Source organism: Sphingomonas larreae (genome assembly GCF_051400595.1).
In the GTDB taxonomy this organism is placed as follows: domain Bacteria; phylum Pseudomonadota; class Alphaproteobacteria; order Sphingomonadales; family Sphingomonadaceae; genus Sphingomonas.
Window position 1 is genome coordinate 605,198 of record NZ_JBLFFI010000002.1, and the last position, 24,385, is coordinate 629,582.

General features: G+C 69.9%; 31 protein-coding genes and 2 other RNA genes. 23 read left to right on the forward strand and 10 right to left on the reverse strand.

The window, feature by feature from the left end; all coding sequences use genetic code 11:
• Window positions 1-127: 127 nt before the first annotated feature.
• The gene (locus ACMGDM_RS11105; RefSeq protein WP_436804177.1) at window positions 128-1,135 is read left to right on the forward strand and encodes a threonine ammonia-lyase; all 1,008 of its coding nucleotides are present in this window, start codon (window positions 128-130) and stop codon (window positions 1,133-1,135) included.
• Complete coding sequence (locus ACMGDM_RS11110) at window positions 1,132-1,311, forward strand: hypothetical protein (protein ID WP_436804178.1); 180 nt, start codon at window positions 1,132-1,134, stop codon at window positions 1,309-1,311. The genes ACMGDM_RS11105 and ACMGDM_RS11110 overlap by 4 nt, the downstream gene beginning before the upstream one ends.
• A gap of 424 nt (window positions 1,312-1,735) precedes the next feature.
• On the opposite strand, the gene ACMGDM_RS11115 is transcribed toward ACMGDM_RS11110, so the two are convergent.
• Window positions 1,736-2,392, reverse strand: a complete 657-nt coding sequence (locus ACMGDM_RS11115; protein WP_436804179.1) for an alpha/beta hydrolase — start codon at window positions 2,390-2,392, stop codon at window positions 1,736-1,738.
• An 81-nt stretch (window positions 2,393-2,473) separates the two neighbouring features.
• Between ACMGDM_RS11115 and ACMGDM_RS11120 the strand changes: the two genes are divergently transcribed.
• The 8 genes from ACMGDM_RS11120 to ACMGDM_RS11155 all read left to right on the forward strand — a co-directional run bounded on the left by ACMGDM_RS11120 (window position 2,474) and on the right by ACMGDM_RS11155 (window position 7,995).
• Complete coding sequence (locus tag ACMGDM_RS11120; RefSeq protein ID WP_436804180.1) at window positions 2,474-3,559, forward strand: cysteine desulfurase family protein; 1,086 nt, start codon at window positions 2,474-2,476, stop codon at window positions 3,557-3,559.
• Window positions 3,556-4,632 (forward strand): cysteine desulfurase family protein, encoded by a 1,077-nt coding sequence (locus tag ACMGDM_RS11125; RefSeq protein WP_436804181.1) that lies wholly within the window; start codon window positions 3,556-3,558, stop codon window positions 4,630-4,632. Before ACMGDM_RS11120 ends, ACMGDM_RS11125 begins: the two co-directional genes overlap by 4 nt.
• Window positions 4,629-4,940, forward strand: a complete 312-nt coding sequence (locus tag ACMGDM_RS11130; protein WP_436804182.1) for a 2Fe-2S iron-sulfur cluster-binding protein — start codon at window positions 4,629-4,631, stop codon at window positions 4,938-4,940. Before ACMGDM_RS11125 ends, ACMGDM_RS11130 begins: the two co-directional genes overlap by 4 nt.
• Before the next feature lie 55 nt (window positions 4,941-4,995).
• Window positions 4,996-5,310, forward strand: coding sequence for a hypothetical protein (locus ACMGDM_RS11135; protein ID WP_436804183.1), 315 nt, complete (start codon window positions 4,996-4,998; stop codon window positions 5,308-5,310).
• A gap of 39 nt (window positions 5,311-5,349) precedes the next feature.
• Window positions 5,350-5,447, forward strand: an RNA gene (ffs, locus tag ACMGDM_RS11140) — signal recognition particle sRNA small type.
• Window positions 5,448-5,704: 257 nt separating this feature from the next.
• Window positions 5,705-7,339 carry a DNA polymerase III subunit gamma/tau gene (locus ACMGDM_RS11145; protein ID WP_436804184.1) on the forward strand — a complete coding sequence of 545 codons (1,635 nt, stop codon included), beginning with the start codon at window positions 5,705-5,707 and terminating at the stop codon, window positions 7,337-7,339.
• Window positions 7,336-7,659, forward strand: a complete 324-nt coding sequence (locus ACMGDM_RS11150; RefSeq protein WP_132907833.1) for a YbaB/EbfC family nucleoid-associated protein — start codon at window positions 7,336-7,338, stop codon at window positions 7,657-7,659. The genes ACMGDM_RS11145 and ACMGDM_RS11150 overlap by 4 nt, the downstream gene beginning before the upstream one ends.
• Before the next feature lie 123 nt (window positions 7,660-7,782).
• The gene (locus ACMGDM_RS11155; RefSeq protein ID WP_436804185.1) at window positions 7,783-7,995 is read left to right on the forward strand and encodes a hypothetical protein; all 213 of its coding nucleotides are present in this window, start codon (window positions 7,783-7,785) and stop codon (window positions 7,993-7,995) included.
• Between the two features lie 167 nt (window positions 7,996-8,162).
• Here the strand turns inward: ACMGDM_RS11155 and mtgA are convergent, their stop codons facing one another.
• The 4 genes from mtgA to ACMGDM_RS11175 form a co-directional block, all read right to left on the reverse strand.
• Window positions 8,163-8,837 carry a monofunctional biosynthetic peptidoglycan transglycosylase gene (gene mtgA, locus ACMGDM_RS11160; protein ID WP_436804186.1) on the reverse strand — a complete coding sequence of 225 codons (675 nt, stop codon included), beginning with the start codon at window positions 8,835-8,837 and terminating at the stop codon, window positions 8,163-8,165.
• Between the two features lie 182 nt (window positions 8,838-9,019).
• Complete coding sequence (locus ACMGDM_RS11165; RefSeq protein WP_436804187.1) at window positions 9,020-10,240, reverse strand: flavin monoamine oxidase family protein; 1,221 nt, start codon at window positions 10,238-10,240, stop codon at window positions 9,020-9,022.
• Between the two features lies 1 nt (window position 10,241).
• Complete coding sequence (rpoH, locus tag ACMGDM_RS11170) at window positions 10,242-11,144, reverse strand: RNA polymerase sigma factor RpoH (RefSeq protein ID WP_219746784.1); 903 nt, start codon at window positions 11,142-11,144, stop codon at window positions 10,242-10,244.
• A gap of 73 nt (window positions 11,145-11,217) precedes the next feature.
• Window positions 11,218-12,165: an RluA family pseudouridine synthase gene (locus tag ACMGDM_RS11175; RefSeq protein ID WP_436804188.1), complete on the reverse strand. Its 948-nt coding sequence runs from the start codon at window positions 12,163-12,165 to the stop codon at window positions 11,218-11,220.
• A gap of 22 nt (window positions 12,166-12,187) precedes the next feature.
• Here ACMGDM_RS11175 and ACMGDM_RS11180 point away from each other — a divergent pair, with 22 nt between their 5' ends.
• The 13 genes from ACMGDM_RS11180 to ACMGDM_RS11240 all read left to right on the forward strand — a co-directional run bounded on the left by ACMGDM_RS11180 (window position 12,188) and on the right by ACMGDM_RS11240 (window position 22,567).
• Window positions 12,188-12,637 carry a M67 family metallopeptidase gene (locus tag ACMGDM_RS11180; RefSeq protein WP_436804189.1) on the forward strand — a complete coding sequence of 150 codons (450 nt, stop codon included), beginning with the start codon at window positions 12,188-12,190 and terminating at the stop codon, window positions 12,635-12,637.
• Between the two features lie 9 nt (window positions 12,638-12,646).
• A complete protein-coding gene (locus tag ACMGDM_RS11185) occupies window positions 12,647-13,291 on the forward strand; it encodes a histidine phosphotransferase family protein (RefSeq protein ID WP_436804190.1) in 645 nt (214 codons plus the stop codon).
• A gap of 182 nt (window positions 13,292-13,473) precedes the next feature.
• Entirely contained in the window at window positions 13,474-14,337 is an 864-nt protein-coding gene (locus tag ACMGDM_RS11190) for a transferrin-binding protein-like solute binding protein (protein ID WP_436804191.1), read from the forward strand.
• Window positions 14,338-14,448: 111 nt separating this feature from the next.
• Window positions 14,449-16,749 (forward strand): chemotaxis protein CheA, encoded by a 2,301-nt coding sequence (locus ACMGDM_RS11195; protein ID WP_436804192.1) that lies wholly within the window; start codon window positions 14,449-14,451, stop codon window positions 16,747-16,749.
• Entirely contained in the window at window positions 16,746-17,183 is a 438-nt protein-coding gene (locus tag ACMGDM_RS11200) for a chemotaxis protein CheW (RefSeq protein WP_436804193.1), read from the forward strand. The genes ACMGDM_RS11195 and ACMGDM_RS11200 overlap by 4 nt, the downstream gene beginning before the upstream one ends.
• A gap of 126 nt (window positions 17,184-17,309) precedes the next feature.
• Window positions 17,310-17,675, forward strand: a complete 366-nt coding sequence (locus ACMGDM_RS11205; RefSeq protein ID WP_436804194.1) for a response regulator — start codon at window positions 17,310-17,312, stop codon at window positions 17,673-17,675.
• 19 nt (window positions 17,676-17,694) lie between these two features.
• The gene (locus ACMGDM_RS11210) at window positions 17,695-18,774 is read left to right on the forward strand and encodes a chemotaxis protein CheB (protein WP_436804195.1); all 1,080 of its coding nucleotides are present in this window, start codon (window positions 17,695-17,697) and stop codon (window positions 18,772-18,774) included.
• Window positions 18,775-18,797: 23 nt separating this feature from the next.
• Window positions 18,798-19,619 carry a CheR family methyltransferase gene (locus ACMGDM_RS11215; RefSeq protein WP_436804196.1) on the forward strand — a complete coding sequence of 274 codons (822 nt, stop codon included), beginning with the start codon at window positions 18,798-18,800 and terminating at the stop codon, window positions 19,617-19,619.
• Window positions 19,620-19,638: 19 nt separating this feature from the next.
• Window positions 19,639-20,535: a DMT family transporter gene (locus tag ACMGDM_RS11220; RefSeq protein WP_436804197.1), complete on the forward strand. Its 897-nt coding sequence runs from the start codon at window positions 19,639-19,641 to the stop codon at window positions 20,533-20,535.
• Entirely contained in the window at window positions 20,532-21,221 is a 690-nt protein-coding gene (locus ACMGDM_RS11225) for an N-acetylmuramoyl-L-alanine amidase (RefSeq protein WP_436804198.1), read from the forward strand. The genes ACMGDM_RS11220 and ACMGDM_RS11225 overlap by 4 nt, the downstream gene beginning before the upstream one ends.
• A 39-nt stretch (window positions 21,222-21,260) precedes the next feature.
• Window positions 21,261-21,663, forward strand: an RNA gene (gene rnpB / locus ACMGDM_RS11230) — RNase P RNA component class A.
• Window positions 21,664-21,719: 56 nt separating this feature from the next.
• The gene (locus ACMGDM_RS11235) at window positions 21,720-22,268 is read left to right on the forward strand and encodes a J domain-containing protein (protein WP_436804199.1); all 549 of its coding nucleotides are present in this window, start codon (window positions 21,720-21,722) and stop codon (window positions 22,266-22,268) included.
• Complete coding sequence (locus tag ACMGDM_RS11240) at window positions 22,265-22,567, forward strand: (2Fe-2S) ferredoxin domain-containing protein (RefSeq protein WP_436804200.1); 303 nt, start codon at window positions 22,265-22,267, stop codon at window positions 22,565-22,567. Before ACMGDM_RS11235 ends, ACMGDM_RS11240 begins: the two co-directional genes overlap by 4 nt.
• A 172-nt stretch (window positions 22,568-22,739) precedes the next feature.
• Here ACMGDM_RS11240 and ACMGDM_RS11245 read toward each other — a convergent pair whose 3' ends face one another.
• The 5 genes from ACMGDM_RS11245 to ACMGDM_RS11265 are packed head-to-tail and all read right to left on the reverse strand — an operon-like array spanning window position 22,740 to window position 24,370.
• Window positions 22,740-23,162: a SufE family protein gene (locus ACMGDM_RS11245; protein ID WP_436804201.1), complete on the reverse strand. Its 423-nt coding sequence runs from the start codon at window positions 23,160-23,162 to the stop codon at window positions 22,740-22,742.
• A 40-nt stretch (window positions 23,163-23,202) separates the two neighbouring features.
• Entirely contained in the window at window positions 23,203-23,442 is a 240-nt protein-coding gene (locus ACMGDM_RS11250) for a hypothetical protein (protein ID WP_436804202.1), read from the reverse strand.
• A gap of 26 nt (window positions 23,443-23,468) precedes the next feature.
• On the reverse strand, window positions 23,469-23,720 hold the full coding sequence (locus tag ACMGDM_RS11255; protein ID WP_436804203.1) for a hypothetical protein: 252 nt from the start codon (window positions 23,718-23,720) through the stop codon (window positions 23,469-23,471).
• 28 nt (window positions 23,721-23,748) lie between these two features.
• Window positions 23,749-24,036, reverse strand: coding sequence for a hypothetical protein (locus tag ACMGDM_RS11260; protein ID WP_436804204.1), 288 nt, complete (start codon window positions 24,034-24,036; stop codon window positions 23,749-23,751).
• 22 nt (window positions 24,037-24,058) lie between these two features.
• Complete coding sequence (locus ACMGDM_RS11265) at window positions 24,059-24,370, reverse strand: hypothetical protein (protein ID WP_436804274.1); 312 nt, start codon at window positions 24,368-24,370, stop codon at window positions 24,059-24,061.
• Window positions 24,371-24,385: the final 15 nt, after the last annotated feature.

Below are 24,385 nucleotides of genomic sequence, written 5' to 3' on the forward strand. Positions count from 1 at the left end.
CAATTGCCTTGCGGCATACGGTGACAAAAAGCTGCCTTGCGGTTGGAAGTCCCATGGGGCAGCGGAGGCGCGAATTAGGATCGCCGGACCGCCTTGTAAAGTGGTTCGGTGGACGAAAGGTTCAAATGTGACGTTTGTGCGACAACCGACCCGCGCGGGGGTGCGAGACGCCGCCGACAAGATCGCGGCCGTGCTCCCGGCGACACCGGTTTTCGTCAAACAAATCAACGGTGTAGACGTTGCGCTTAAGGCCGAGTCGCTGCAGCCGATCGGCGCCTTCAAGGTGCGCGGCGCGTGGCATCGGCTGACCGCATTGGACGACGAAGCGAGGCGCAGGGGCGTCGTGGCGTTCTCGTCGGGCAATCACGCGCAGGGTATCGCCTGGGCGGCGCGTCGGCTTGGTATCGCCGCGACGATCGTAATGCCGGCGGACGCGCCACGGGCCAAGCGCGAGTCGACGCTCGCGCTCGGCGCCGAGGTGGTCGACTATGACCGCACGACGCAGAGCCGCGAGTCGATCGCCGCCCGGCTTGCGGAGGCGCGCGGCGCCACGCTGGTGCCCAGCTTCGACGATCCCTGGGTGATCGAAGGGCAGGGCAGCGCCGGGCTCGAGGCGGCGCGGCAGGTTGAGGCGCTCGGGCTGGGCGCGGTGCGGCGTGTCGTGGTGCCGTGCGGCGGCGGCGGGCTGGCGGCGGGGCTCGCGCTGGCCTTGCCCGACGCGCGGATCACGGTGGTCGAACCCGCCGGTTGGGACGACATGTGCCGCAGCCTCGAGGCGAGCTGGATCGAGCCGGTCGGCCCCAACCCGCCGCCGACGGCGTGCGACTCGCTCCAGACCCGGCAGGTGTCAACGCTGACCTTCGACGTGCTGTCGCGTCGCGACGCGACCGGCGTGGCGGTGAGCGAGCGCGAGGTGCGCGACGCGCAGCGCTGGGCGGCGGCGCAGCTGCGGTTGGTGATCGAGCCCGGCGGCGCGGTGGCATTGGCGGCGTTGCTGACGGGCCGGGTCGCGCCGGAGCCGGGGACGCTGGCGATCCTGTCGGGCGGCAACGTCGATCTCGATGCTTATGCCGCGGTGCTCGCGGGCGAGCGCGTCGCGGACGGCGCGGTGCGCGAGTCGGTAGAGCCGGTATGACGCCGGCCTTCGGCAGCATCGCCGCGGCAGCGCCGGCGCTGGCCATGCTGGGCGCGGTCGCATGCCTGCTCGGCGGAGGCTACCTGATCGCGACGCGGCGCGATCGCACCAAAGGCGTGCTGATGCTGGTGATGGCCGCGGTACTGGTCGGCAACGTGTTGATCTGGGTGGCGTGAACGCGCGGGCGCTGCGAATGTTGAGAAAGTTGAGGCGCCACGCGTTGGAGCGCGGCGCGAACGTTGGGACGTCGGCGCGTGCGGCGTGCAGGGGGTAGGATCGCCATATCTGGCGATTACGCGCAAGCGCTCCGCGTAGGACACCTCTTTCCGCCTGAAGGGATCGTGGCGACACCGCCCGACTGGCGCGTGTCGTTGCCGTGTTCCGGCGAAAGCCGGAACCCAGGGTCAAGCAGAACAACGCCTTATGGTTCGTGCGCCCCCAGGCTCCTGCCTCCGCAGGAGCACAGGAGAACCTTGCAACCATCAAGGCGAGGCGAGGGGCAGGCCGGAGTGACCTCCGCAAGCCGCATTGTGTGAGGCGAACCCACCCCCGACCTCTCCCGTGCAGGGAGGGGCACCGCTCAAGCGAGGGGTGGCTCGCTCACTTGATCGGCGAGTTCGGGTCCAGCCGCATGTCGAGATAGGTGTCGACCGAGCGCATCAGGTCGGGCATCTCATGCTCGAAGAAGTGGTTGGCGCGCGGGATCACGTCGTGATGGATCGTGATGTGCTTCTGCGTGCGGAGCTTGTCGACCAGCTTCTGCGAGGCGAGCGGGGTCACCACCTCGTCCTCCGCGCCCTGGATGATGATCCCGGACGAGGGGCAGGGCGCGAGGAAGCTGAAGTCGAACATGTTCGCGGGCGGCGCGATGGAGATGAAACCGCGGATTTCGGGCCGGCGCATCAACAATTGCATCCCGATCCAGGCGCCGAAGCCAAAGCCCGCCACCCAGGTGGTCTGCGCCTCGGGATGGAAGCTCTGCACCCAGTCGAGCGCCGAGGCCGCGTCGGACAGCTCGCCGACGCCGTTGTCGAACACGCCCTGGCTCTTGCCGACGCCGCGAAAGTTGAAGCGCAGCGTGGCAAAGCCGCGGCGCTGAAACGTCTTGTAGAGCTCCTGCACGATGCGGTTGTTCATCGTGCCGCCCGCATTGGGATGCGGGTGGAGGATCATGGCGACGGGCGCGCGCGGGCGCGGCGCCGGGGCGAAGCGGCCCTCGATACGGCCATCGGGTCCGGGAAAGATGACTTCGGGCATGGTCACTCGTCTGGAGGCCGGGCGTTGGGCGCGGCGAGAAGCGCGCTATATAGGCGTCGCGCCCGATAATGGAACGATTGGTTGACCGACTCGCTGTCCCTGCCCGACGCGACCGGCCCGAAGGGGCCGGTCTATCTCGATCATGCCGCCACCACGCCGCTGACCGGTCGGGCCCGCGCCGCGATCGTTGAGGGGCTGACGCGCTGGGCCAATCCGTCGTCGCCGCACGCCGCCGGCCGCGCCGCGCGTGCCGCGCTGGAAGACGCGCGCGCGGCGATCGCGAACAGCTATGGCTGGCGCCACGAGCTGTTGTTCACCAGCGGCGCGAGCGAGTCGCTCGCGATCGCGCTGGGACGCTCGACCGCGGCACGGCGCGTCGTGAGCGCGGTGGAACATGACGCCGCGCTGCGCGCCGCGGGCGCGGCCGAGATACTGCCCGTCGACTCGCTCGGCCGCGTCGATCCGGCGCGGATCGGCGACGTCGCGGGTGCGGTGGTCGCGGTGCAATGGTGCAACAGCGAAACCGGGGTGCGCCAGCCGATCGCCGCCATCGCCGACGCGGTACACGCGCGCGGCGGCGTGCTGCTGGTCGACGCCGCGCAGATGCCCGCGTCGGACGAAGTCGCCGCGCATGCTGATCTGGTCGCGCTCTCCGCGCACAAGCGCGGCGGGCCACCGGGTATCGGCGCGCTGCTGGTGCGCGATCTCGCCTTGCTCCACCCGAGCGGCGGGCAGGAGCGCGGCTATCGGCCTGGCACCGAGAATCTGCCCGGCGCGCTCGGCTATGCCGCCGCGCTGGCCGAGCCCGAGCCCGACCGTGCCGAGCTGCGCGCGCACCTCGACGACCTGATCCGCCGCTCGGGCGGCGAGGTGGTCGGCGGCGGCGCCGAGCGCCACCCCGCGATCGGCGCGTATCGCATGCCCGGCGTCGCCGCGGCGGCGCAGCTGATCCGCTTCGATCTCGATCGTATCGCGGTTTCCGCCGGCAGCGCCTGCGCGAGCGGCAGCCTGAAACCGAGCCATGTGCTGCGCGCGATGGGCTGGAGCGAGGATGCCGCGCGCGAGGTGGTGCGGGTGAGCTTCGGCCGCAGCACCACTGCCGCCGAGGTGGAGCGCTTCGCCGCCGCCTGGCGCGCGGTGGCGCGGACGCGGCGCTTCGCGGCATGACCTATCTCGACTATCAGGCGACGACGCCGCTCGCGCCGGAGGCGCTCGACGCGATGCTGCCGTGGCTGCGCGACCAGCACGCCAATCCGCATTCGCCGCATCGCCCCGGCCGTGCCGCGCGCGCCGCGGTGGAGGTGGCGCGCGCGCGCGTCGCCGCGCTGCTGCCGGCGGGTGGGCGGGTCGCGTTCACCGGAGGGGCGACCGAGGCGCTCAACTGGGCGATCAAGGGCGCGCCCGCGGGCCGGGTCGTCACGATCGCCACCGAACATGCCGCGGTGCTCGACAGCGTCGCGGCGCGCGGTGACTCGATCGTGCTGCCGGTCGGCGCGGACGGGCTGGTCGATCTCGCCGCGGCCGAGCGCGCGATCGTGCCCGGCGTCGCGCTGGTCGCGGCGATGCTGGTCAACAACGAGATTGGCGTGATCCAGCCGCTAGAGGCGCTCGCCGCGCTGGCGCAGCGCGCGGGCGCGCTGCTGTTGTGCGACGCAGTGCAGGGCTATGGCCGCGTGCCGATACCCCACGGGATCGATCTGGTCGCGGTGTCGGCGCACAAGGTGTACGGCCCGAAGGGCATCGGCGCGCTGTGGATCCGGGACGGCGTGACGCTCGCGCCGCTGCTGCACGGCGGCGATCAGGAAGGCGGACGATCGGGCACGCTGTCGCCTGCGCTCTGCGCCGGCTTCGGTGCGGCGACGACGCTGCTGACGGCGCGGCGCGAGACGGATGCGGCGCATGTCGAGCGGCTGTGGCACGTGGCGCGCGAGCGGTTGCCGGCCTGGGCGATCAACGGCGCGATCGACGCGCGCTATTACGGCAATCTCAGCCTGCGGCGTGACGGCGTCGACGTGGCGCGGCTGATGAGCGACGTGCGCGACGTGGCGTTCTCCGCCGGCTCGGCCTGCGCGAGCGGCTCGGGGCGGAGCAGCCACGTGCTGCGCGCACTCGGGCTGAGCGAGGCCGAGGCGCGGAGCACGATCCGCGTCGGCTTCGGCCGCTACACGAGCGAGACGGAACTGGGCGACGCGCTCGACCGGCTCGACGCCGCGGCACGCGCGCAGAAGGTGGCGGCGTGAAGGTGCGCTTCACGGATGGCGCCGCGGTGCGCGAGGTCGAGGCGATGCCAGGCGAGCGGCTGCTCGATGTGGCGCGGCGCGACGGCCAGCCGCTCGAGGGGACGTGCAACGGCGAACTCGCCTGCGCCACGTGCCACGTCATCGTCGCCGCCGAAGACTTCCCCCGGCTGCCGCTTGCGAGCGAAGAGGAGGAGGACATGCTCGACCTCGCGCCGGGCGCCCGCCGCACCAGCCGGCTGGCGTGCCAGATCGTGCTGACTCCCGAGCTCGACAAGCTTTCCGTACGCTTACCAGAGGGTTCAGCATAAGTGCAGCGCGACTCCGCGATGGTCCTTGAACAGGGACATGTGAGGAGTGTTGCACATGAGATGGATGACCTTGGGCCTCGCCGGCGTACTCGCGGCGACCTCGCTGGTGCCGGCGGCCGAGGCGCAGCGCTGGCGCGACGACGACCGCGGCTGGCATGACAACGGCCGGCACCGCGGCTGGGATCGCGACGATCGCCGTCGCTGGGAGCGCGAGCGCCGCTGGCGCGACGAACGTCGTTATCGCCGTGATGACCGGCGTTATGGCTGGAACGGCTATGGCCGCGACCGCGGCTGGGGTGGGCGCACCGTCTGTCGCTGGCAGGACGGTTACTATGGTCCGGTGAAGCGCTGTTTCCGCGTCCGCGGCTGACGCGGGGTTGATCGCGCCGCCCGGCTCCGCCATATGGCGCGCGGGAGTCGGGCGGACGTGGTCGTCGCCAACCTGGTCAGGTCCTGACGGAAGCAGCCACAACGATTTCGCCGCGGGTCGTTCCGGCTCCCACCGCGCTTCGCTTTTCGGCAAGACGTGCCAACGCCGTCGGAAGCGGCATCGACGATGCGGCAGCGCCACAGCGTTTCGATCGCGGAGCAACTCTCCTTCAAACGTCACCCTGAACTTGTTTCAGGACGCGCCGCGCGGCAGGAGTCGCCGCGTTGAAGTCCGCGGCGCCGTAGCTCCTGAAACGCGGGCAGGATCACGCCAGTTGGTGAGGCGACCGCGCATCCTTCGACAAGCGCGAGCCCAGGCCCTATATCCGGCGGCGATGGCCGAATCCCTCGATCTCGAGATCCCGCCGCCGCCAGCGGGCGCACAGCCGTATCGCGTGCTCGCGCGCAAATACCGGCCGCAGTCGTTCAAGGCACTGATCGGCCAGGACGCGATGGTGCAGACGCTGGCCAATGCGATCAAGCGTGACCGCATCGCCCACGCTTTCCTGCTCACCGGTGTCCGCGGCGTCGGCAAGACCTCGACGGCGCGGCTGATTGCCAAGGCGCTCAATTGCGTCGGCGCGGACGGGCAGGGTGGCCCGACGATCGATCCGTGCGGCGTGTGCGAGCCGTGCCGCGCGATCGCGGAAGGGCGCCATATCGACGTGATCGAGATGGACGCCGCCAGCCACACCGGCATCGACGACGTGCGCGAGATCATCGAGGCGTCGCGCTACGCCGCGGTCTCGGCGCGCTACAAGATCTATATCGTGGACGAGGTCCACATGCTGTCGAAGGCGGCTTTCAACGGCCTGCTCAAGACGCTCGAGGAGCCGCCGGCGCACGTCAAATTCCTGTTCGCCACCACCGAGGTGAACAAGGTGCCCGTCACCGTGCTGTCGCGCTGCCAGCGCTTCGACCTGCGGCGCATCCCCGCGACCCTCCTGGCCGACCATTTCGCGCGCGTGGTCGAGGCCGAGGGCGCGCGGGCCGAGCCTGAGGCGCTGGCGCTGATCGCGCGCGCCGCGGAAGGCTCCGCGCGCGACGGGCTGTCGATCCTGGACCAGGCGATCGCGCACGCCGACCTGGCCGGCGGCGGCGTCAGCGCCGACGCGGTGCGCGAGATGCTCGGCTTGTCCGATCGCAGCGCGGTGCGCGACCTGCTCGGGCTGGTGCTGGCGGGCGACGCGCCGGGCGCGCTCGCCGCGCTGCGCCGCCAGTATGACCTCGGCGTCGATCCGCTGGGCGTGATCCGCGCGCTGCTCGAGGCGGTGCATGGCGTCACCCAGGTGAAGGTCGGTGCCGCCGACGATGCGGCGCAGCCCGCCGAGGAGCGCGCCGCATATCGCGACTGGGCCGACAAACTGTCATTCCCGCTGCTCCATCGTTTGTGGCAGCTGTTCCTCAAGGGACATGAGGAGGTGCAGCGCGCCGCGCTGCCGATCGAAACCGCGGAGATGGCGCTGCTCCGCGCGATCCACGCCTCGACGCTGCCCGACCCCGGCGAGCTGGCGCGTCGGCTCGCGGGCGGGGCGATGCCCGCGCCTGCCGCCGTAGCAGCGGCGCCGCCGCCCGCGCCGCCGTCCCCGGCTGACCGTGTGCCGAGCGAGTTCGCGGGCGTGCTCGCGCTGCTCGACGAGCTCAACAAGCTCGAGCTGCTGGTCCGGCTCAAGCGCGGCGCCAGCCTGGTCCGCTACGCGCCGCCCGAGATCGTGCTGAGCGGCGCGCGCCCGCTTTCCACCGACACGCTCACCGAGCTCGGCGCGGTGCTGCGCGAAGCGACCGGCATGCCGTGGAAGATCGCGGTGGCCGACGCGCCGGGCGCGCCGACGATGTTCGAGGCGGAACAGGACGCGGTACAGGCGCGCCACGACGCCGCGCGTGCGCATCCGATCGTCGCGGCCGCGTTCGAAGCCTTCCCCGACGCCGAACTGATCGACCCCAAACCAGCCAAGCGGAGTATCACGTGAAGGATCTCAACGACATCCTGGCGATGGCCCAGAACGTCCAGAACGAGCTGCAGAAGGCGCAGGAGAGCCTCGACACGATCGAGGTGGAGGGCGTCGCCGGCGGCGGTCTGGTCAAGGTGCGCGCCTCCGCCAAGGGGCGGATCATCGGCGTCGCGATCGACGATTCGCTGATCGTGCCCTCCGAGAAGCAGATGCTCGAGGACCTCGTCGCCGCCGCGTTCAACGACGCGCGCACCAAGGCCGACGCGGTTTCCTCGACCGAAATGTCCAAGATGACCAGCGGCCTGCCGCTGCCGCCGGGGTTCAAGCTGCCGTTCTGAGGCGGGACAGTCGGACCGTTGCGGGGCGGGAACACGCGCCCGTCGCTCGCATTTCCCCGCTCCCTTCAGTGAGAGGGGGATGCCAGGAGCCGCGACCGCGTGATGCAGGCCCCGCATAGCGTGGTGATCGAGCGCCGCGCCGGCGGTGGTGTGCTGATCGGGCCGGCGATGCTGCTGGCGGTGATCGTCGGCGCTTATCCTCTGCTCGTCGGCAACAACAGCGACGTCGCCAGGAACGACGCGATCACCTCGGCGACGAAAAGCGTGGGCGACACTGCGGACAAGGCGGGCGCCGCAGCGGATCGCCTGCGAAGTAAACGGGTAGGTAAGTTCTAAGGAACTGACCGGCCCCACTTACTGGCGTCATCCTGGACTTGATTCAGGATCCACCGTGCCGCCCAAGCCTTGGACGTCTCAGCGTGCGGCGCGGTGGATCCCGGACCGGGTCCGCGTCGACGGCAGTGACGTGGGGAGATATTGCGCCTGAACCGCCACGCACCGGCTCACCGCAGGCACGCGTCCAGTCCGTTGCGCCTGACCACCCCGACGTAGCGCGCGAGCCGGTCGCCATGGCGCCGGACGAAACCGCGCGGATCGATGGCGGCGCGTTTTTTCGGCAGCGGCAGCACCGCGGCGATCCGCCCCGCCTCGGTGGGGGTAAGAGGGTCGGCATCGTGGTGGAAGTAGCGGATCGATCCGGCCTCGACGCCATAGGTGCCGATCCCCGTCTCGGCGACGTTGAGATAGACCTCCATGATCCGGCGCTTGCCCCAGATCGTCTCGATCAGCAGCGTGAACCACGCCTCCAGCGCCTTGCGGGCATAGCCGCCGCCCTGAAAGAGAAAGACGTTCTTGGCGGTCTGCTGGCTGATCGTCGAGCCGCCGCGCACACGCCCGCCGGCCGCATTGTGCGTCGCGGCGCCCGCGATCGCGCCCCAGTCAAAGCCATGGTGCGAGCAGAACTTGCTGTCCTCTCCCGCGATCGCGGCGCGCGGCATGTCAGGATCGATCGCGGAGAGCGGGCGCCACGCCTTGGTGACGCCTCGCCCGGCGACGAGGTCCCCCGCCATCGTCAGCGTGAACGGCACCGGGACGACGACATAGAGCAGCACCCAGGCGACCGAGATCAGGACGAAGCCGAGCGCAAGCTTGAGCAGGAGCCGGAACAGGCGGAACATGCGTCACGTGGTAGCGGGCGTCAGCGGCGGTGAGAAGCGGGAACGGGGTCACATTCGCGCCCGCGGTTTCCCTAACCTGTTCCGGCGCCTTCCGCGCGCCTCTAAGCTGGTGGAGGGGCCGAGCGGTGGACGGTGGACCTCGAAACCGCCGTTGAGCGGCGCCCTTCAGCGTACCGGAGCGGTCACACCGCGCCCAGGATCGCCCTCGCCGCTGCCATTCCCGTCGCATATGCGCCGTGCGCGGTGGAGAAATCCTGTGTCGAGCAAGCCTCGCCGGCGAAATATAGCCGCGCGTCGACCGGCGTCGCCAGTGCAGCGCGCGCTCCGGCATGGCCGATCGCGGCGTGCGAGTAGCTGCCGCCGATCCACGGCTCGTGGCGCCAGCGCGTCGCCACCACCGGGTGAAGCCGCCGGCGCCAGTCACTACCCAGCAGCGCGACCAGTTCGTCGACGACAAAGGCGGAAGCGGCCTTCGAATCTTCCAGCGCGTCCGCGGTCGGGCCGCCGAGAAAGCTCTCGATCACGGGATAGCCGAACGGCGACAGGCGGTGGCTCGCGGTGTCCGCGGCATAAGGGTTGCCGATCAGGTGCGAGTCCGCCGGCCAATCGGGTCGGTCGACGCGCAGCATCACCTTGTCCGCGACGCCGAGCGGCAGCGCCGCGGCGACATCCACCTTCCCGGGCAGCGGCGGGTCGAATGCAATTTGCCCGCGCGCCAGGACGGGCGTCGGTACCGCGATGATGATCGCGGCGGTGTCGATCGCGCCGGCGGCCGTCTCCACCCGAAGCCGCGCGCCGCGATGGTCGACCCGCGTCACCGCGCAGCCGAGCCGCACCGGCAGCCCGCGCGCGTGCTCTGCGATCAGCGTGCCATAGCCCTCGCGCACCGCCCAATTGTCGTCGCTAGCGGCATCCTCATAGGCGAGCCAGTCGTGCAGCGACACGTCGTCGATCGCGGCGCCATTGGCGAAGCGTGAGATCGCGTCGAGCAGAGGCCGCCATGGCGCGTCGTGCGGCACCACCTCGCCCAGCGCGCGATCGGCCGAGGTCGCCAGTGCGTGCGCCGCCGCGGTCATCCGCTCGCGTGCGGCGTCTGCGGCACGATGCAGATCGCTCGGGAAGCCGAGGTCGCGCCATTGTTCGCCCCAACGCGCGGTGTCGGTCGCCACCGTGAACCCTCGCGCCTGGGCGATCCCGGTCCAGGAATTGCGCTTGGCGGAGTGCAGCCAGCCGCAGCCGAGATCGACCGTTACCCCGTCGAGCGCGACACTGCGCGCGCGCCCACCGAGCCGGTCGCCCGCCTCAAGCAGCAGCACGTCGCGACCGGCGTCATGGAGGTGGCGCGCCGCGGCGATCCCCGCGGCACCGCCGCCGACGACCACCGCGTCCGCGCCGCGCGCCATGTCAGGCGGTCAGCAGACGCTTCTCGCCGGCCAGCCGCATCATCGCGCGCTGCAGCTTCTCGAACGCGCGCACCTCGATCTGACGGACACGCTCGCGGCTGACGCCATAGACCTGGCTCAGCTCCTCCAGCGTCTTGGGATCATCGGTGAGACGCCGCTCGGTGAGGATATGCTTCTCGCGGTCGTTGAGATCGCCCATCGCATTGACCAGCATGTCGTGGCGGACGTCCGCCTCCTGCTGGTCGGCGACGACCTTGTCCTGCAGCGGCGCGTCGTCCTGCAGCCAGTCCTGCCACTGGCCCTCACCATCCTCGCGCATCGAGACGTTCAGCGAGGTGTCGCCGCCCATTGCCATGCGCCGGTTCATGCTGACCACGTCCGCCTCGGTGACGCCGAGATCAGTGGCGATCTTCTGCACGTCCTCCGGGCGCAGGTCGCCATCCTCAAAGGCGTCGAGCCGCGCCTTCATGCGGCGCAGGTTGAAGAAAAGCTTCTTCTGCGCCGCGGTGGTGCCCATCTTGACCAGGCTCCACGAGCGCAGGATGAATTCCTGGATCGAGGCACGGATCCACCACATCGCGTAGGTAGCGAGGCGGAAGCCGCGATCGGGCTCGAACTTCTTCACGCCCTGCATTAGCCCGATGTTGCCCTCGGAGATGAGCTCGCTGACGGGCAGGCCATAGCCGCGATAGCCCATCGCGATCTTGGCGACGAGGCGCAGGTGGCTGGTGACCAGCTGCGCCGCCGCCTCGGTGTCGCCATGCTCCTGGAAGCGCTTGGCCAGCATATATTCCTGCTCGGGCGCCAGGATCGGAAATTTCTTGATCTCGGCGAGATAGCGGTTGAGGCTCTGCTCGCCGCCGAGCGCAGGGATCGTCGCCGGGACGTTGCTGCGTGCTGCCATGATCCTTGATCTCCCTTCCTGGCGGGAAACGCCGCGATGCCCGGACAGGTGCCGGACGGTGTGCGCTTCAAGCCTATACGACGAGGTGACTGAACAGTTCCTGCATGTCCCGCGGCATCGCGCTGTCGAACGACAATGCGTCGCCGGTGATCGGGTGGATGAACCCGAGCCGGGCAGCGTGCAAGGCCTGACGGCGGAAACCGAGCGTTTCGATCACGCCGCGATGTGCATGTTTCGTTCTACCATAGACCGGGTCGCCCAGCAAGGCGTGGCCGAGCGAGGCCATATGGACGCGGACCTGGTGGGTCCGCCCGGTTTCGAGCCGGCATTCGACCAGCGCGGCGTCGCGCAACGGCTGGAGGAGCGTGTAATGGGTCACCGCGCGCTTGCCGCCCGCGACGATCGCGACCTTCTTGCGGTTGGCGGCCGATCGCGCGAGCGGCGCGTCGACACTGCCCGCAGCGGGCATCGGCCGGCCGTTGACGATCGCGCGGTAGCGCCGCTCGATCGTGTGCGCCGCGAACTGCTTGGCCAGCCCCTCGTGCGCGCGATCGGTCTTGGCCGCGACCATCAATCCCGACGTGTCCTTGTCGATGCGGTGGACGATCCCGGGCCGCGCCACGCCGCCGATCCCGGACAGCGAGCCGCCGCAATGATGCAGCAGCGCGTTGACGAGCGTGCCGTCGAGATTGCCCGCGGCCGGATGGACGACCAGCCCGGCGGGCTTGTCCACCACGATCAGATGGTCATCCTCATAGGCGACCACCAGCGGAATGTCCTGCGCCTCGTTGTGCGCCGGGGCGGGGGCGGGGACCGCCACCGCGAACGCCTCGCCGGCGCGCGACTTGCGCGACGGATCGCGCACCGCGGTGCCCGCCTGCGTCACCTGGCCCGCGTTGATCAGCACCTTGAGCCGCTCGCGCGACAGCGTCGGCACCGCCTCGGCGAGGGCGCGATCGAGCCGCCACCCGTCCGAGGATGGCGCGATCGTCGCTGCGATGATGGAAACCCCCCGGTCCATTGCTTCGTGCTAGATAGGAAGGATGATCGAGATTTCAATGCGCCTGCGTGACGGCCTCCGTGCCGCCGCGGCGGCGAGCGACGACGAGGTGTGCGGCCTGCTGCTCGGTCGCGACAGGCGAGTCGAGCGCGCGCTGGCGTGTCGCAACGTCGCCGCCACCCCCGCGACGCGCTTCGAGCTCGACCCCGCCGCGCTGCTCGCCGCGCATCGTGCCTCGCGCGGAGGCGGGTTGGCGGTGCTTGGCCATTATCACTCGCACCCGAGCGGCGACGCGACACCGTCGCCGCGCGATGCCGCCGATGCGGCGCCCGATAACAGCCTCTGGCTCATTGTGGCGGGCGACGCGGTGACCGCGTGGCGCGCGGTGGCGAACGGCGCGCTCCACGGCCGCTTCGAGCCGGTCGAAATGCGGGAGAGCGGTTGCGGAGCGGACGACGACCGGCCACAAGGCAGGATACCCTCCGCGGAGTAGTTCCCCGACATGTCGATCAGCCCGGTGGATTTCGCTTCCCTGCTGTGCTCGCGCCTGTGCCACGACCTGCTGTCGCCGGTCGGTGCGCTCAACAACGGGCTCGAGCTGCTCAACGACGAGACCGATCCCGAGATGCGTGCGCGCTGCCTCGAGCTGCTCAACGAGAGCGCGCGGGTCTCCGCCAACAAGCTCAAGTTCTTTCGCCTGGCGTTCGGCGCGGCGGGTGGCTTCGGCGAGCGCGTCGACGTGCGCGAGGCACGCCAGGCGGTGGAAGGATTGCTCGGCGACAACAAGCGGCTCCAGCTGCAATGGCTGATCGAAGAGCCCGAGCTGCCCAAGGCGGCGGTAAAGGTGCTGCTCAACCTCGCGCTGATCGCGGGCGACACGTTGGTGCGCGGCGGCACAGTGACGATCGGGGTGGAGGAGAATAGCGAGACCACCGAGATCGTGCTGCGCGCCGAGGGCCCTCGGCTGGTGCTCGATCCCGAGCTGCGCGCGACGCTGACCGACGGCGCCGCGGGCGGGGCGATCACCCCGCGCGCTGCGGCGGCGTTCCTGGTCAACACGATCGCGGCGGAGGTCGGCGGCTCGGTGATGGTGAGCGACGCGGTCGACGGCACACTGCTGTTCGGGGCGGCGCTGCCGAACCGGTGAGGCGTGTGGGCTGCCTCATGGTGGCGGCTCTGATCGTCAAATGACTGCGAGGCCGCATTAAGTCTCGTGGCCCGATGTGCCGATCACACGATCGGAACGAACCGAAAACGCCTTAGAATGATCGTGCATCCAATTGCAGGATGTACGACTTTCTACGGGGCTATTCGATGATGCGACGGACGATGACCGCGGTGGCGCTGACGCTGATGCTCAGCGCGTGCGGCGATGACGGCAAGGGGAACAAGACGTCTGCCACTGCTAACAGCAAGACCGCCGCGCCGGCACCGACCCCCTCGCCATCGCCGTCGCCGGCGCGGACCTACACCTACGACAAGATCGACTTCAAAGCCGACCGTAGCTTCATCGGTTATGACCGGTTGAGCGGCACCAAGCAAGGTGACGAGTATAAGAGTTTCGAGTTTTCGTCGTCTGACACCGGGGTGGTATCGTATGCGACGGCGAACGGTAAGGTGACACTCCCCGACAGCGCTGATCTTGCGCACGGTGGCGTGATCGATACGGCGTCGGGTGCGACGGTCTCAGTCGGGACTGGAGTTTACGTCGAGAAGGAAGGTTTCAAGCTAAAATTTGGCAAGCCGGATCATCTGGACGGCTATGACTATTTCGCGACCGCGTTCTACGACGATTCTACGCAGGGTCGTGGATTTCTCTTCGGTTATCCGACGAACCCGGCGGAACTCGGCGGGGCCGACGTACGCACCTACTTGGCGCTGATTGACGAGAGCGAAAACGACCAGCACGGCGTGGAGTTGGCGCCGCTGACGGTCGATTTCTCGAAGAGCACGATCACCGGTACCATCCCGAGGGTCGATGGGAACAAGGCCGTAGGGGTGTATCAGCTATCCGGCGCCATCGATGCGAACAAGCATCTCACCGGCTCCCTGAATAGCCAGAACGGGAAGATCTCGGGCGAGTTCCGCGGTCGTCTTTTCGGCCCAGGTGGTAAGGAGATCGCTCTCGTCGCTTACTTCAAGTCCAGCGACGGTACGACTGAGGTGGGGCTGCTCACCGGTAAGCTCAAGTAATTTCTTCCGCGGCGCCGCTCCTCGAAGCGGCGCCGCGCCTTCCTCAGTAAACACCCTTTTAACCGCCGCCATGCCATTGCTGCGCTCGCCGACAGGAGGCGACGGGGCCGCATGGACGATCTGCTGCAGGAATTCATCGCCGAGACGCGCGAGACGCTGGAGGCGCTCTCGGGTGAGATCGTCGGCTGGGAGGCCGATCCGAGCGATCGCGCGCGGCTCGATTCGATCTTTCGCTTCGTCCACACCATCAAGGGCAGCTGCGGCTTTCTCGACCTGCCGCGGCTCGCCCGGCTGAGCCACGCCGCGGAGGACGCGCTCGCCGCGGTCCGTGGCGGCGACCGCCATCCCGACAGCGCGCTGGTCAGCGCCATCCTCGCGATCATCGACCGGATCGGCGACCTGGTCGAGGCGATCGACGCGGGCGATTCGCTCGACGATGACGGCGAGGCGCTGCTGATCGCCGCACTGGACGCCGCGCCCGCGCCTTCCGCCGCGAGCGTGGCCCCAAGCACCCCCGCGCTGCCCGACTCCGCGACGCTGGCCGCGACGGCGCCGCGCGGCGGGCACAAACGCTCGGTGCGCCTCTCGGTCGACCTGCTCGACCGCATGATGAGCGGCGTGTCGGACATGGTGCTCGCGCGCAACCAGCTCGCGCGCCATCTCCGCCAGATCGAGGATCCGAGGCTCGAGGCGATGCTCGAGCGGCTCAGCCTGTCGGTGGACGAGCTGCGCGACACCGTCACGCGCACGCGCATGCAGCGCGTCGAGGCGCTGTTCTCCGCGCTGCCGCGGCTGGCGCGCGACTCCGCCGCCTCGCTCGGCAAGTCGGTCTCGCTGATGATCGAGGGCGGCGACGTCGAGCTCGATCGCGAGATGATCGAGCTGCTGCGTGACCCGCTCGTCCATATCGTCCGCAACGCGGTCGATCACGGGCTGGAAGATCGCGCCGATCGCATCCTCGCCGGCAAGGCGGGCACCGGCGAGTTGCGCGTCGTCGCACGCCAGGCGGGTAACCTCATCATCATCGACATCATCGACGACGGTCGTGGCGTCGATACCGACCGGCTCGTCGCCAAGATCCTGCGCGACCAGCCGGGCCGCGCCGCCGAACTGCGCGCGCTGGACGAGGATGCGCGGCTGCGGCTGATCTTCGAGCCCGGCCTGTCGTCGCGCGACGAGGTCACCGCGCTGTCGGGGCGCGGCGTCGGAATGGACGTGGTGAAGGCCAACGTCGAGCAGGCCGGCGGGCGCATCTCGCTGCTCAACCGGCCGGGGCAGGGGCTGACGGTGTCGCTCGAGGTGCCGCTGACGCTCGCGATCCTTAACGCGGTGCTGGTCGACGCGGCGGGGACGCGCTTCGCGGTGCCGCGCCAGTCGGTCGACGAGATCGTCGCGGTCGATGGCGGCGCGGTGCGGGTCGACCGGGTCGGCGCCGGCGCAGTGGTGCTGCTGCGCGGGCAGCGGCTGCCGATGGTCGAGCTCGGCGACCTGCTCGATCGCGCACCCGCCGCGCCGCCGCGCTATCTCGCCATCGTGTCTCTGCGTGAGGGTCGCTTTGCGCTTGCGCTCGACGGCGTGCGCGACACGCAGGAGCTGGTGGTGAAGCCTGCGGCGCCCGCGGTGATGCGCGCCGGCATCTACGCGGGTCAGATGCTGCCCGACGACGGCCTGCCCATCCTTCTGCTCGATTGTTCGGGGATCGCCACCAAGGCAGGGCTCACATTCGAGCAGGTCGCCGCGCAAACCACGGCGGTTGCGGAGGTCGAGCCGGTGCGCGCGCTGCTCTTCCTCGACATGGACGGTGAACAGCGTTTGATCGTGTCCGACGCGGTCGACCGGATCGAGAAGGTTGCCCCCGGTGCGGTACGGGCGCTGGCAGGCGGGACGTGGCTGACCGCCGATGACCGCTCGGTCGCAGTCTTCGCCGGCCACCGGCTGGTGGCGGACGAGGTCCCAACCGTGCTGCGGCTCCAAGCCGATGGCCTCGAGATTGCCTATCCGGTACGCGAGGCGATCGAGATCGTGCCGCTGCCTGCCGCGCTCGCGCCATCGGCCGACCCGCACGGCGTGATCGCCGGGCTGGCGGTGATCGGCGGCGAGCCGATCGAGCTGGTCGATCCGCTCGCTCTTTTCGCGACGCTGGCCATTTCCGCCGAGCGCCCGCTGTGTCTGTTGCACGGCAGCGAGGGCGCCTGGATGGAGGCGTTTCTCAAGCCCACGATCGAGCAGGCCGGCTACAAGGTGGTGCGCAGCGTCGCGCCAGGCGAGCGGGTCGGGGTCGCGCTGGCGATCGACGATGAGGCGGACAGCGCACCGATCCCGGCGCTGCGACTCAGCCGCACGCGCGGCCAACCCCTTTATCGCTATGACCGCGGTGCGTTGATCGCCGCGCTGAAGGAGCATCGCGCATGATCGGGTCGCTGCAACTCGTGGCACGGATCGGCGGCTGCGGCGTGCTGTTCGATGCCGAGCGCGTCGATTCGGTCGTCGAGGTCGGCACGGTGGTCGCCGCGCCCGGCGCCGCCCCGGCGGTGATCGGACTGGCGGCGATGCGCAGCCGGGTCGCCACCGTGCTGGACGTCCGTCACCTGCTCGGCGTCGCGGACGCCACCGCCATGCGCCATGATGGCGGGCGGGCGGTAGCGACGATCGTCGACGGGCATCTCTACGCAATCGCGGTCGATTCGCTCGAGGATGTCGCCACCTTCCGGCTTGGCGCCGCGCCCGCCGGGCTCGACACCGCAGGAGAGTGGGATTTCGTCACCGGCATCGCGGAGGGCCAGCAGGAGACGCTGCTCGCGCTCGATGTCGACCGGCTCGTCGCGCGCGCCGGCGCGCTCGCCTGAGCCATCGAGGGACGAACCCGGCGCGTCATCGCGGATCCCATGAAGACCTTGGCTCGGCGCCGTTAACGTCAAACTTACCCACAGCGCGGCACAAGCATGTCACGCTCGCTATTGCAGGATCGCTCCATGAAGACTTGCCTGATCGTCGACGACTCCAAGGTGATCCGCAAGGTCGCCCGGCACATCCTGGAGACGCTCGACTTCACCGTCAGCGAGGCCGGTGACGGACGCGAGGCGCTCACCGCCTGCCGCGCGTCCTGCCCCGACGTCATCCTGCTCGACTGGAACATGCCGGTGATGAGCGGGATGGAATTCCTCCGCGCGCTCGGCGACGAGACGTTGCCGGCGCGTCCCAAGGTGGTGTTTTGCACCACCGAGAACGGCATGGCGCACATCCGCGCGGCGATCGAAGCCGGCGCCGACGAATATGTCATGAAGCCGTTCGATCGCGAGACGTTGCAAAGCAAGCTCCAGATCGTCGGCGTCGCCTGACCGCCGCCGCGCCGGACCGATGACCGCGATGCCGCAGTTCGCGTCCTCTGTCGCCGCGTCGCCGGTGGTGCGCCCGCGCGTGCTGATCGTCGATGATTCGGCGGTCGCTCGCGCGGCGCTTGGCCGCTATGTCGAGGGCAGCGGCCGCTTCGCGCTGGCCGGCGCGGTAAGCGACGCATCGCGCGCGCTGGCGTTCCTCGCCACCACGCGGGTAGAGCTCATTCTGCTTGATCTCGAGATGCCGCGACAGAGCGGGATTGACGCGCTGCCGCAGCTGCTCGTCGCCGGGGCGGGGGCACGCGTGCTGATCGTGTCGAGCGCCGCGGCGGAGGGCGCCGAGGTGACGATGCGCGCGCTCGCGCTGGGCGCCGCTGACACGCTGGTGAAGCCGGTGGCGGGCGCGTTCGCGAGCCGCTTCGGTGAGACGCTGCTCGCGCGCCTCGACGTGCTCGCCGGAGGTGCCGCACCCGTCGACGCGCCGCGCCGTGTCGCCACGCCGATGCCCGCGCCTGCGCCCGCGCCCACGTTCGACGCGATCGCGATCGGCGCGTCGACCGGCGGCATTCACGCGCTCGCCTCACTGCTGGCGGAGGTGCCGCTCGCGGTGACCCAGCCGATCTTCGTCACCCAGCATCTGCCGCCGTCCTTCTCGCCCTATTTCGCGGCGCAGGTCGGCGTCTCGGCGCGGCGACCGAGCCTGATCGCGCGCGATCATGGCCGCGTCCGCGCGGGCGAGGTGGTGATCGCCCCAGGCGATGCGCACCTTCTCGCCTACCCGCTGCCGGACGGCGGCGCGGGGACGCGGCTGTCGCAGGCACCTGCGCCGACCGGCAACCTGCCGTCGGTCGATCCGATGTTCGCCAGCCTGGCGTCGATCCACGGGCCGCGGCTGCTCGCCATCGTGCTTAGCGGCATGGGGCGCGACGGACTGGAGGGCGCGCGCGCGGTGCGCGATGCCGGTGGCACGGTGCTGGTGCAGGATCGCACCACGTCGGTGGTGTGGGGCATGCCCGGCGCGGTGGCGAAGGCGGGTCTGGCATCGGGCGTGATGTCGCCCGCGGAACTCGGCGCCGCGATCACCGCGGGCAACGCGCGATGACCGCGGCGCCGCATGGCCCGGCGATGATCGATGCCGGTTCCGCACACGTGTTCGCCGCGCTGTTGGAGGCGCGCACCGGGCAGCGCATCACGGCCGGGCGGAGCTGGCGCTTCGACGCGGCGCTCAAACCGCTGCTCCAGTCGCTCGGGCTCGACCGGGTCGAGCAACTCACGGCGAGGCTGATGGAACGACACGATCCCGCACTCGCCGATCGAATCGTCGATTCGCTGCTCAATCAGGAGACCTCCTTCTTCCGCGATGCGGGCGTGATCGAGACTGCGGCCAGGCTGGTGCAGGAACAGCCCGCGCCGACGCGCATCTGGTGCGCCGCCTGCGCCACCGGACAGGAGCCGCTGTCGCTCGCGATGCTGTTCGCCGAACAGGGCGGGGCGATGCCCGAGATCATCGCCACCGACGTCTCCGCTGCGGCGATCACGCGCGCGCGTGCGGGCACCTATACGCAGTTCGAGATCCAGCGCGGGCTGCCGATCCGCCGCATGATGCAATGGTTCGAGAGCGCGCCGGATCAGCAATGGAGTGCGCAGCCCAAGCTGTTGTCGACGATCAGCTACCGCCGCCACAATCTCGTCGTCGATCCCGCGCCGGCGGGGACGTTCGACCTGATCCTGTGTCGTAACGTGCTGTTCTATCTCGCGCCGCACCTGCGCGAACAGGTGCTGGAGCGGCTCGCCGCGGCGCTGAAGCCCGGCGGTGTGCTGCTGCTCGGGGCGGGCGAGACGGTGATCGGCCAGTCCGAGAGCCTGCGCCCGTGCCAGCGCGCGCGCGGGTTCTACGAGCGCAGCGTGTCGCCGAACGATCCGGAGCGGGTTTACACCGCGCGCTAAGTCCGCGATCCCGCGACGGGTGAGCACCGCCGCCCCCACCGCCCGCTTCGGCGCGCGCGATCTCGCCGTGGTGGTGGCGATGAACCTGCTGTGGGGGCTCAACATCGTCGCGGTGAAGGAAGCGGTGGCGTTGGTGCCTCCGGTCACCGCCGGCATGCTGCGCCAGCTGATCGTCCTGCTGGTCTGCGCCAGCGCGCTGCGCGTGGTGCCAGGCCGCATGGTCGCGCTGGTGGCGCTGGGCGTGCTCTCGGGCGGCCTGTTTTACGTCTTCATCAATCTGAGCCTCGCGGTGTCGAGCAACATCGGCGCGCTCGCGATCGCGGGGCAGCTCGGCGTGCCCTTTTCGCTGCTGCTCGCGATCGTGGTGCTGCGCGAGCGGATCCATGCGCCGCGCGTGATCGGCATCCTGCTCGCCTTCGCGGGCGTCGGCCTGCTCGTGTTCGATCCCGCCGCGGCGAACGAGTCGCTCGGGCTCGCACTGACCGCGGCGAGCAGCCTGGTTTGGGCGATCTGCTCGCTGATCCAGCGGCAGCTGATCGGCGTGCCGGTGCTGACGATCTACGCGTGGATCGGGCTGCTCGGCACGGTGACGCTAGGCGCGGCGGCCTGGTGGTTCGAGCCCGGCGCGCTCGCCGCGCTGCCCGCCACGCCGATGGCGGCGCTGCTCCCGATCGCCTTCTCGGGGATCGGCTCGACCGTGCTCGGGCACGGCTCGATGATGTGGCTGCTTCAGCGTCACCCGGTGTCGACGGTCACGCCGCTGACGCTTGCCGCGCCGGTGGTCAGCGTCGCCGCCGCATCCTATTGGTTTGGCAATCCACTGACGTGGCCGATGGTGGCCGGGGGCGCGGTGGCGATGCTGGGGGTGGCGATCGTGACGATCCGGACGGCAGCGAAAGGCGAGCGGCAGCGATGAAATGTGTCGAAGCGCCATCGCCCAATTTCAACGCGCGCAAACTGCCGGTCTCGATGATCGTGCTCCATTATACCGGGATGGCGAGCGCCGCCGCGGCGATCGAGCGGTTGCGCGACCCCGCCGCCGAAGTGTCGAGCCACTACGTCGTCGACGAGGACGGCACGGTGCTGCGGCTGGTCGACGACGATCAGCGCGCCTGGCACGCGGGCCGGTCGCATTGGCGCACCATCGACGACGTCAACTCGGCGTCGATCGGGATCGAGATCGTTAATCCCGGGCATGAGTTCGGTTACCGAGCCTTTCCGGAGCCGCAGGTCGACGCGGTGATCCGGCTCGTCGCGCACCTGAAGGACAAGTACGAGATCACGCGCGGCAACATCGTCGGCCATTCCGATATCGCGCCCGCGCGCAAGCGCGACCCGGGCGAGCTGTTCCCGTGGCACCGGCTCGCGCGGTTGCGGCTGGCGCTGCCCCGGCCGACCAAGAATCTCGTCGATCCGTTCTGGAGCGAGGCGGCCTTCTGCCTTGCGCTCGAGCGCTTCGGCTATGACGTGAGCGATCGCATGGCGGCGATCATGGCGTTCCAGCGCCGTTTCCGTCCCGAGCTGATCGACGGCGAAATCGACGCGGAATGCCGCATGATCCTGCTCGCGCTGCTGCTGCCGCGGCCGCAGGGGGATGACTGACGCTTCCCACGCGTCGTCGGAGCCGCTAGGGCGGCGGCGCCAGAGGGCCGGGCGGCCGCGTCACGCGTGAGCGTGCCGAGGAAAGTCCGGGCTCCACGGAACGACGGTGGCGGGTAACGCCCGCCGGCCAAGGGCGTGAGCCCGCGGTCAGGGACAGTGCAACAGAGAGCAGACGGCCACGGCTTCGGCCGGGCCAAGGTGAAAGGGTGCGGTAAGAGCGCACCGCGCGGCCGGCAACGGACGTGGCACGGTAAACCCCACCGGGAGCAAGACCGAATAGGGGCGGCAGGGGCGCGTTCGCGCGTCCGGGGCGTGTTCCCGCTCGCCGCCCGGGTTGGTTGCTGGAGCGCGTCGGCAACGGCGCGCCGAGAGGAATGGTCGCCCAGTTCCGCGCAGCGATGCGGGGGATGGACAGAACCCGGCTTATAGGCCCTCTGGCATTTTCATCGCCGTCGCGTGCTTGGCGTGCGCGGCGGCGCCTCCTATGTGCCGAGGCGCATGGCACGTATTCCCACCCGATCGAACGACTGGGGTTTCCCGCGCTGGCGCGGCTATGGCGCCGGGCGCGAGGCGGCGAACGTGCGACTGTGCGATCGCCACGGCTGCGAGGAGCCGGGCGACTGTCCCGCGCCCAAGTCACCCAACAGCACCGATCGCTGGTATTTCTGCCAGACCCACGCGGCCGAGTACAATCGCGGCTGGAATTATTTCGAGGGCCTGTCTGCGGAGGAAGCGGCGCAGCGCGAGGCGAACGAGCGCCGCGACGCCGGCGGCTATCAGCAGTCGCGCCACCAGGCCTGGGCGGGGCCGGGGGACGGCACGCGCTCGCGCGACGAGATGCGCGCGCTCGAGCTGCTCGAGCTGGAGGTGGACGCCTCGTTCGACGACGTGCGGCTGGCGTGGCGGCGCCTGGCCAAGTCCAACCATCCCGACGTCCGCCCCGGCGACGCCGAGGCGGCCAAGCGGTTCCAGGCGATCCAGGCGGCCTATGAGGTGCTTCGTGCCGCCGAGGACGCGCGGACCTGGAAGCCGCGGGCGGAGGCGTGAGGGACCACGTCCGTGCGCATTGGGCCGGCGCCCTGCTGGTGTGCGGCAAATGTTCAAAGAAGCTCAGCGGCGGGTTCGGCCGGAAGGGGAAGCAGTCGCTCGCCAAGGCCCTGCGCGACGAACCCGGGATGGGGAAGGGGCGCAAGGCGGAGGTCGGGGTAGTGGAAACGCGCTGCCTCGGGGTGTGCCCGCGCGGCGCGGTGGTGCTGGTCGACACAAGGAAGCCGCACAGCTGGCGGATCGTCGCGCCGGGCGCCGACGTGGAGGCGCTCGCGGCGGGGTTGCGCGAGGTGGGGTGATGCGGCTTCGCGCCTTGGTGGGTTCGCGCGATCGTCACAAAAGCAGTCGGGTCGCCGTCGCAACGTCCAGCGGCACGACACTAGGCCGAAAGGAATGGCGGTCGGGCAACATCTTCATCCGTGCGCGGGTCACCGCCGCGTTTCGCGCCGATAGACGTTCAGCCCGACCGGATCACGCGCCCGCGTAGCGCCGCGCGGTCTCGCGGATCAGCGCGATCATGTTCGGGATGCCCTGCGTCCGGTTCGAGCTGAGCTGCGCCTTGAGCTCGAACGGCGCCAACGCGCCTTCGATATCGGTCGCCAGGATGTCCCCGGGTGCGCGGTCCTGCACCGTCAGCAGCACCAGCGCGATGATCCCCTTGGTGATGGCGGCGTTGCTGTCGGCGAGGAAATGCAGCGTGCCGTCGTTCGCCACCGTGGGATAGACCCACACCGAGGCGGAACAGCCGCGCACCAGAGTCGCCTCGGTCTTGAGCGCTGCCGGCATCGGTTCGAGCCCACGCCCCAGTTCCACCAGCAGACGATAGCGATCGTCGCCCTCGACGAACTCATATTCCTCGCGGATCGCGGCGAGCGTGGGCACATTGTCGGTCATCGCGTGCGGGCTAGCCGCACCGCCGACGTGCCGCAACCGCTCAGAGGTCCACCCCCGCGGCGATCGCCTCGAGCTTGCGGATCCGCTCCTTGAGATCCGCGATCTCGATTCGCGCGCTGGCGCTCGGCGGGGCAGGCGCCTGGCCCTGGCGATCGAGCCCGAGCTGCTCGTGCTTGAACTGGAGCCAGCCGCGCCAGCCGTTGAGTGCGGCGTAAATCAGCATCGCCAGCCCGGCGAGCCCCGCCGCGGCCATGCTCAGATAGAAGGTAGGATCGGACATGGATGCCGTCTCCATGGCGAGAGGGATCAGCGGTCGCGCAGCTGCTCGATCTGGCGTTCCAGATCGGCGCGGCCGTGATTGTCGGTGATCAGTCGTTCGAGCACGGCGACGCGCTCCTTGAGCTGGCGCACCTCGTCGTGCGCGCGCCCCGCATCGACATTCGGGTAGCCGGCGGCATCGCCGTCGCGCACCCGGCCGATCGCGCGATAGCGTTCCTGCAACACGCGGCCGATCATCAGGATGAAGACGATGGCGACGACCATCGAGAACGGGCCCATTATACTCTCTCCTCGTGGCGCGCGCCGGTCAGTTGAGCCGGTCGTCCCGCAATTGGTCGATCTGCGCGGCAACGTCGGCGCCGCGATCGGTCGCGATCCGCTCCAGGACGCGGACGCGTGCCTCGAGCCGCTCGGTATGGGCGGCATATTGCGCCGCCTTCTCGGCGGTGGCCGCGGTCAGCACCTGCGCCATCCGTTCCTTGTGGATCAGCCAGCGGCGGAACATCTCGCTACCCACGCCGAGAATGACGGGGAGGCCAATCACCACGAAGGCGAGCATGAAAAGCGTGAACCCGTTGAGCTGTTCGAACGACATGACGCGTCTCCTTCAGTGTCGGTCAGCGATCGCGCAGCGCCTCGATCTCGCGCGCGGTGCGCACCGCGGGATCGGTGGCGATGCGCTCCAGCACCGCGATCCGCCCCTCCAGCCGGCCGACCTGGCCGGTGAGCCGCTCGTTCTCGGCGCCGAGCAGCGCGACGGTGCGGTCGGTGTCGACGCCGCCGTCGGTCATCGCGCGCATCGCGTGGCGACGACGGCGCTCGCGGCGATCATCGTCGAGCGGATAGCCGTGGCGCGCGCGTACCCAGGTGCGGAAGGCGTGCGACGCGCTCACCGCGGTCACGATCCCGACCGGCACCATCCATCCCATGTCCATGTGCGGGCT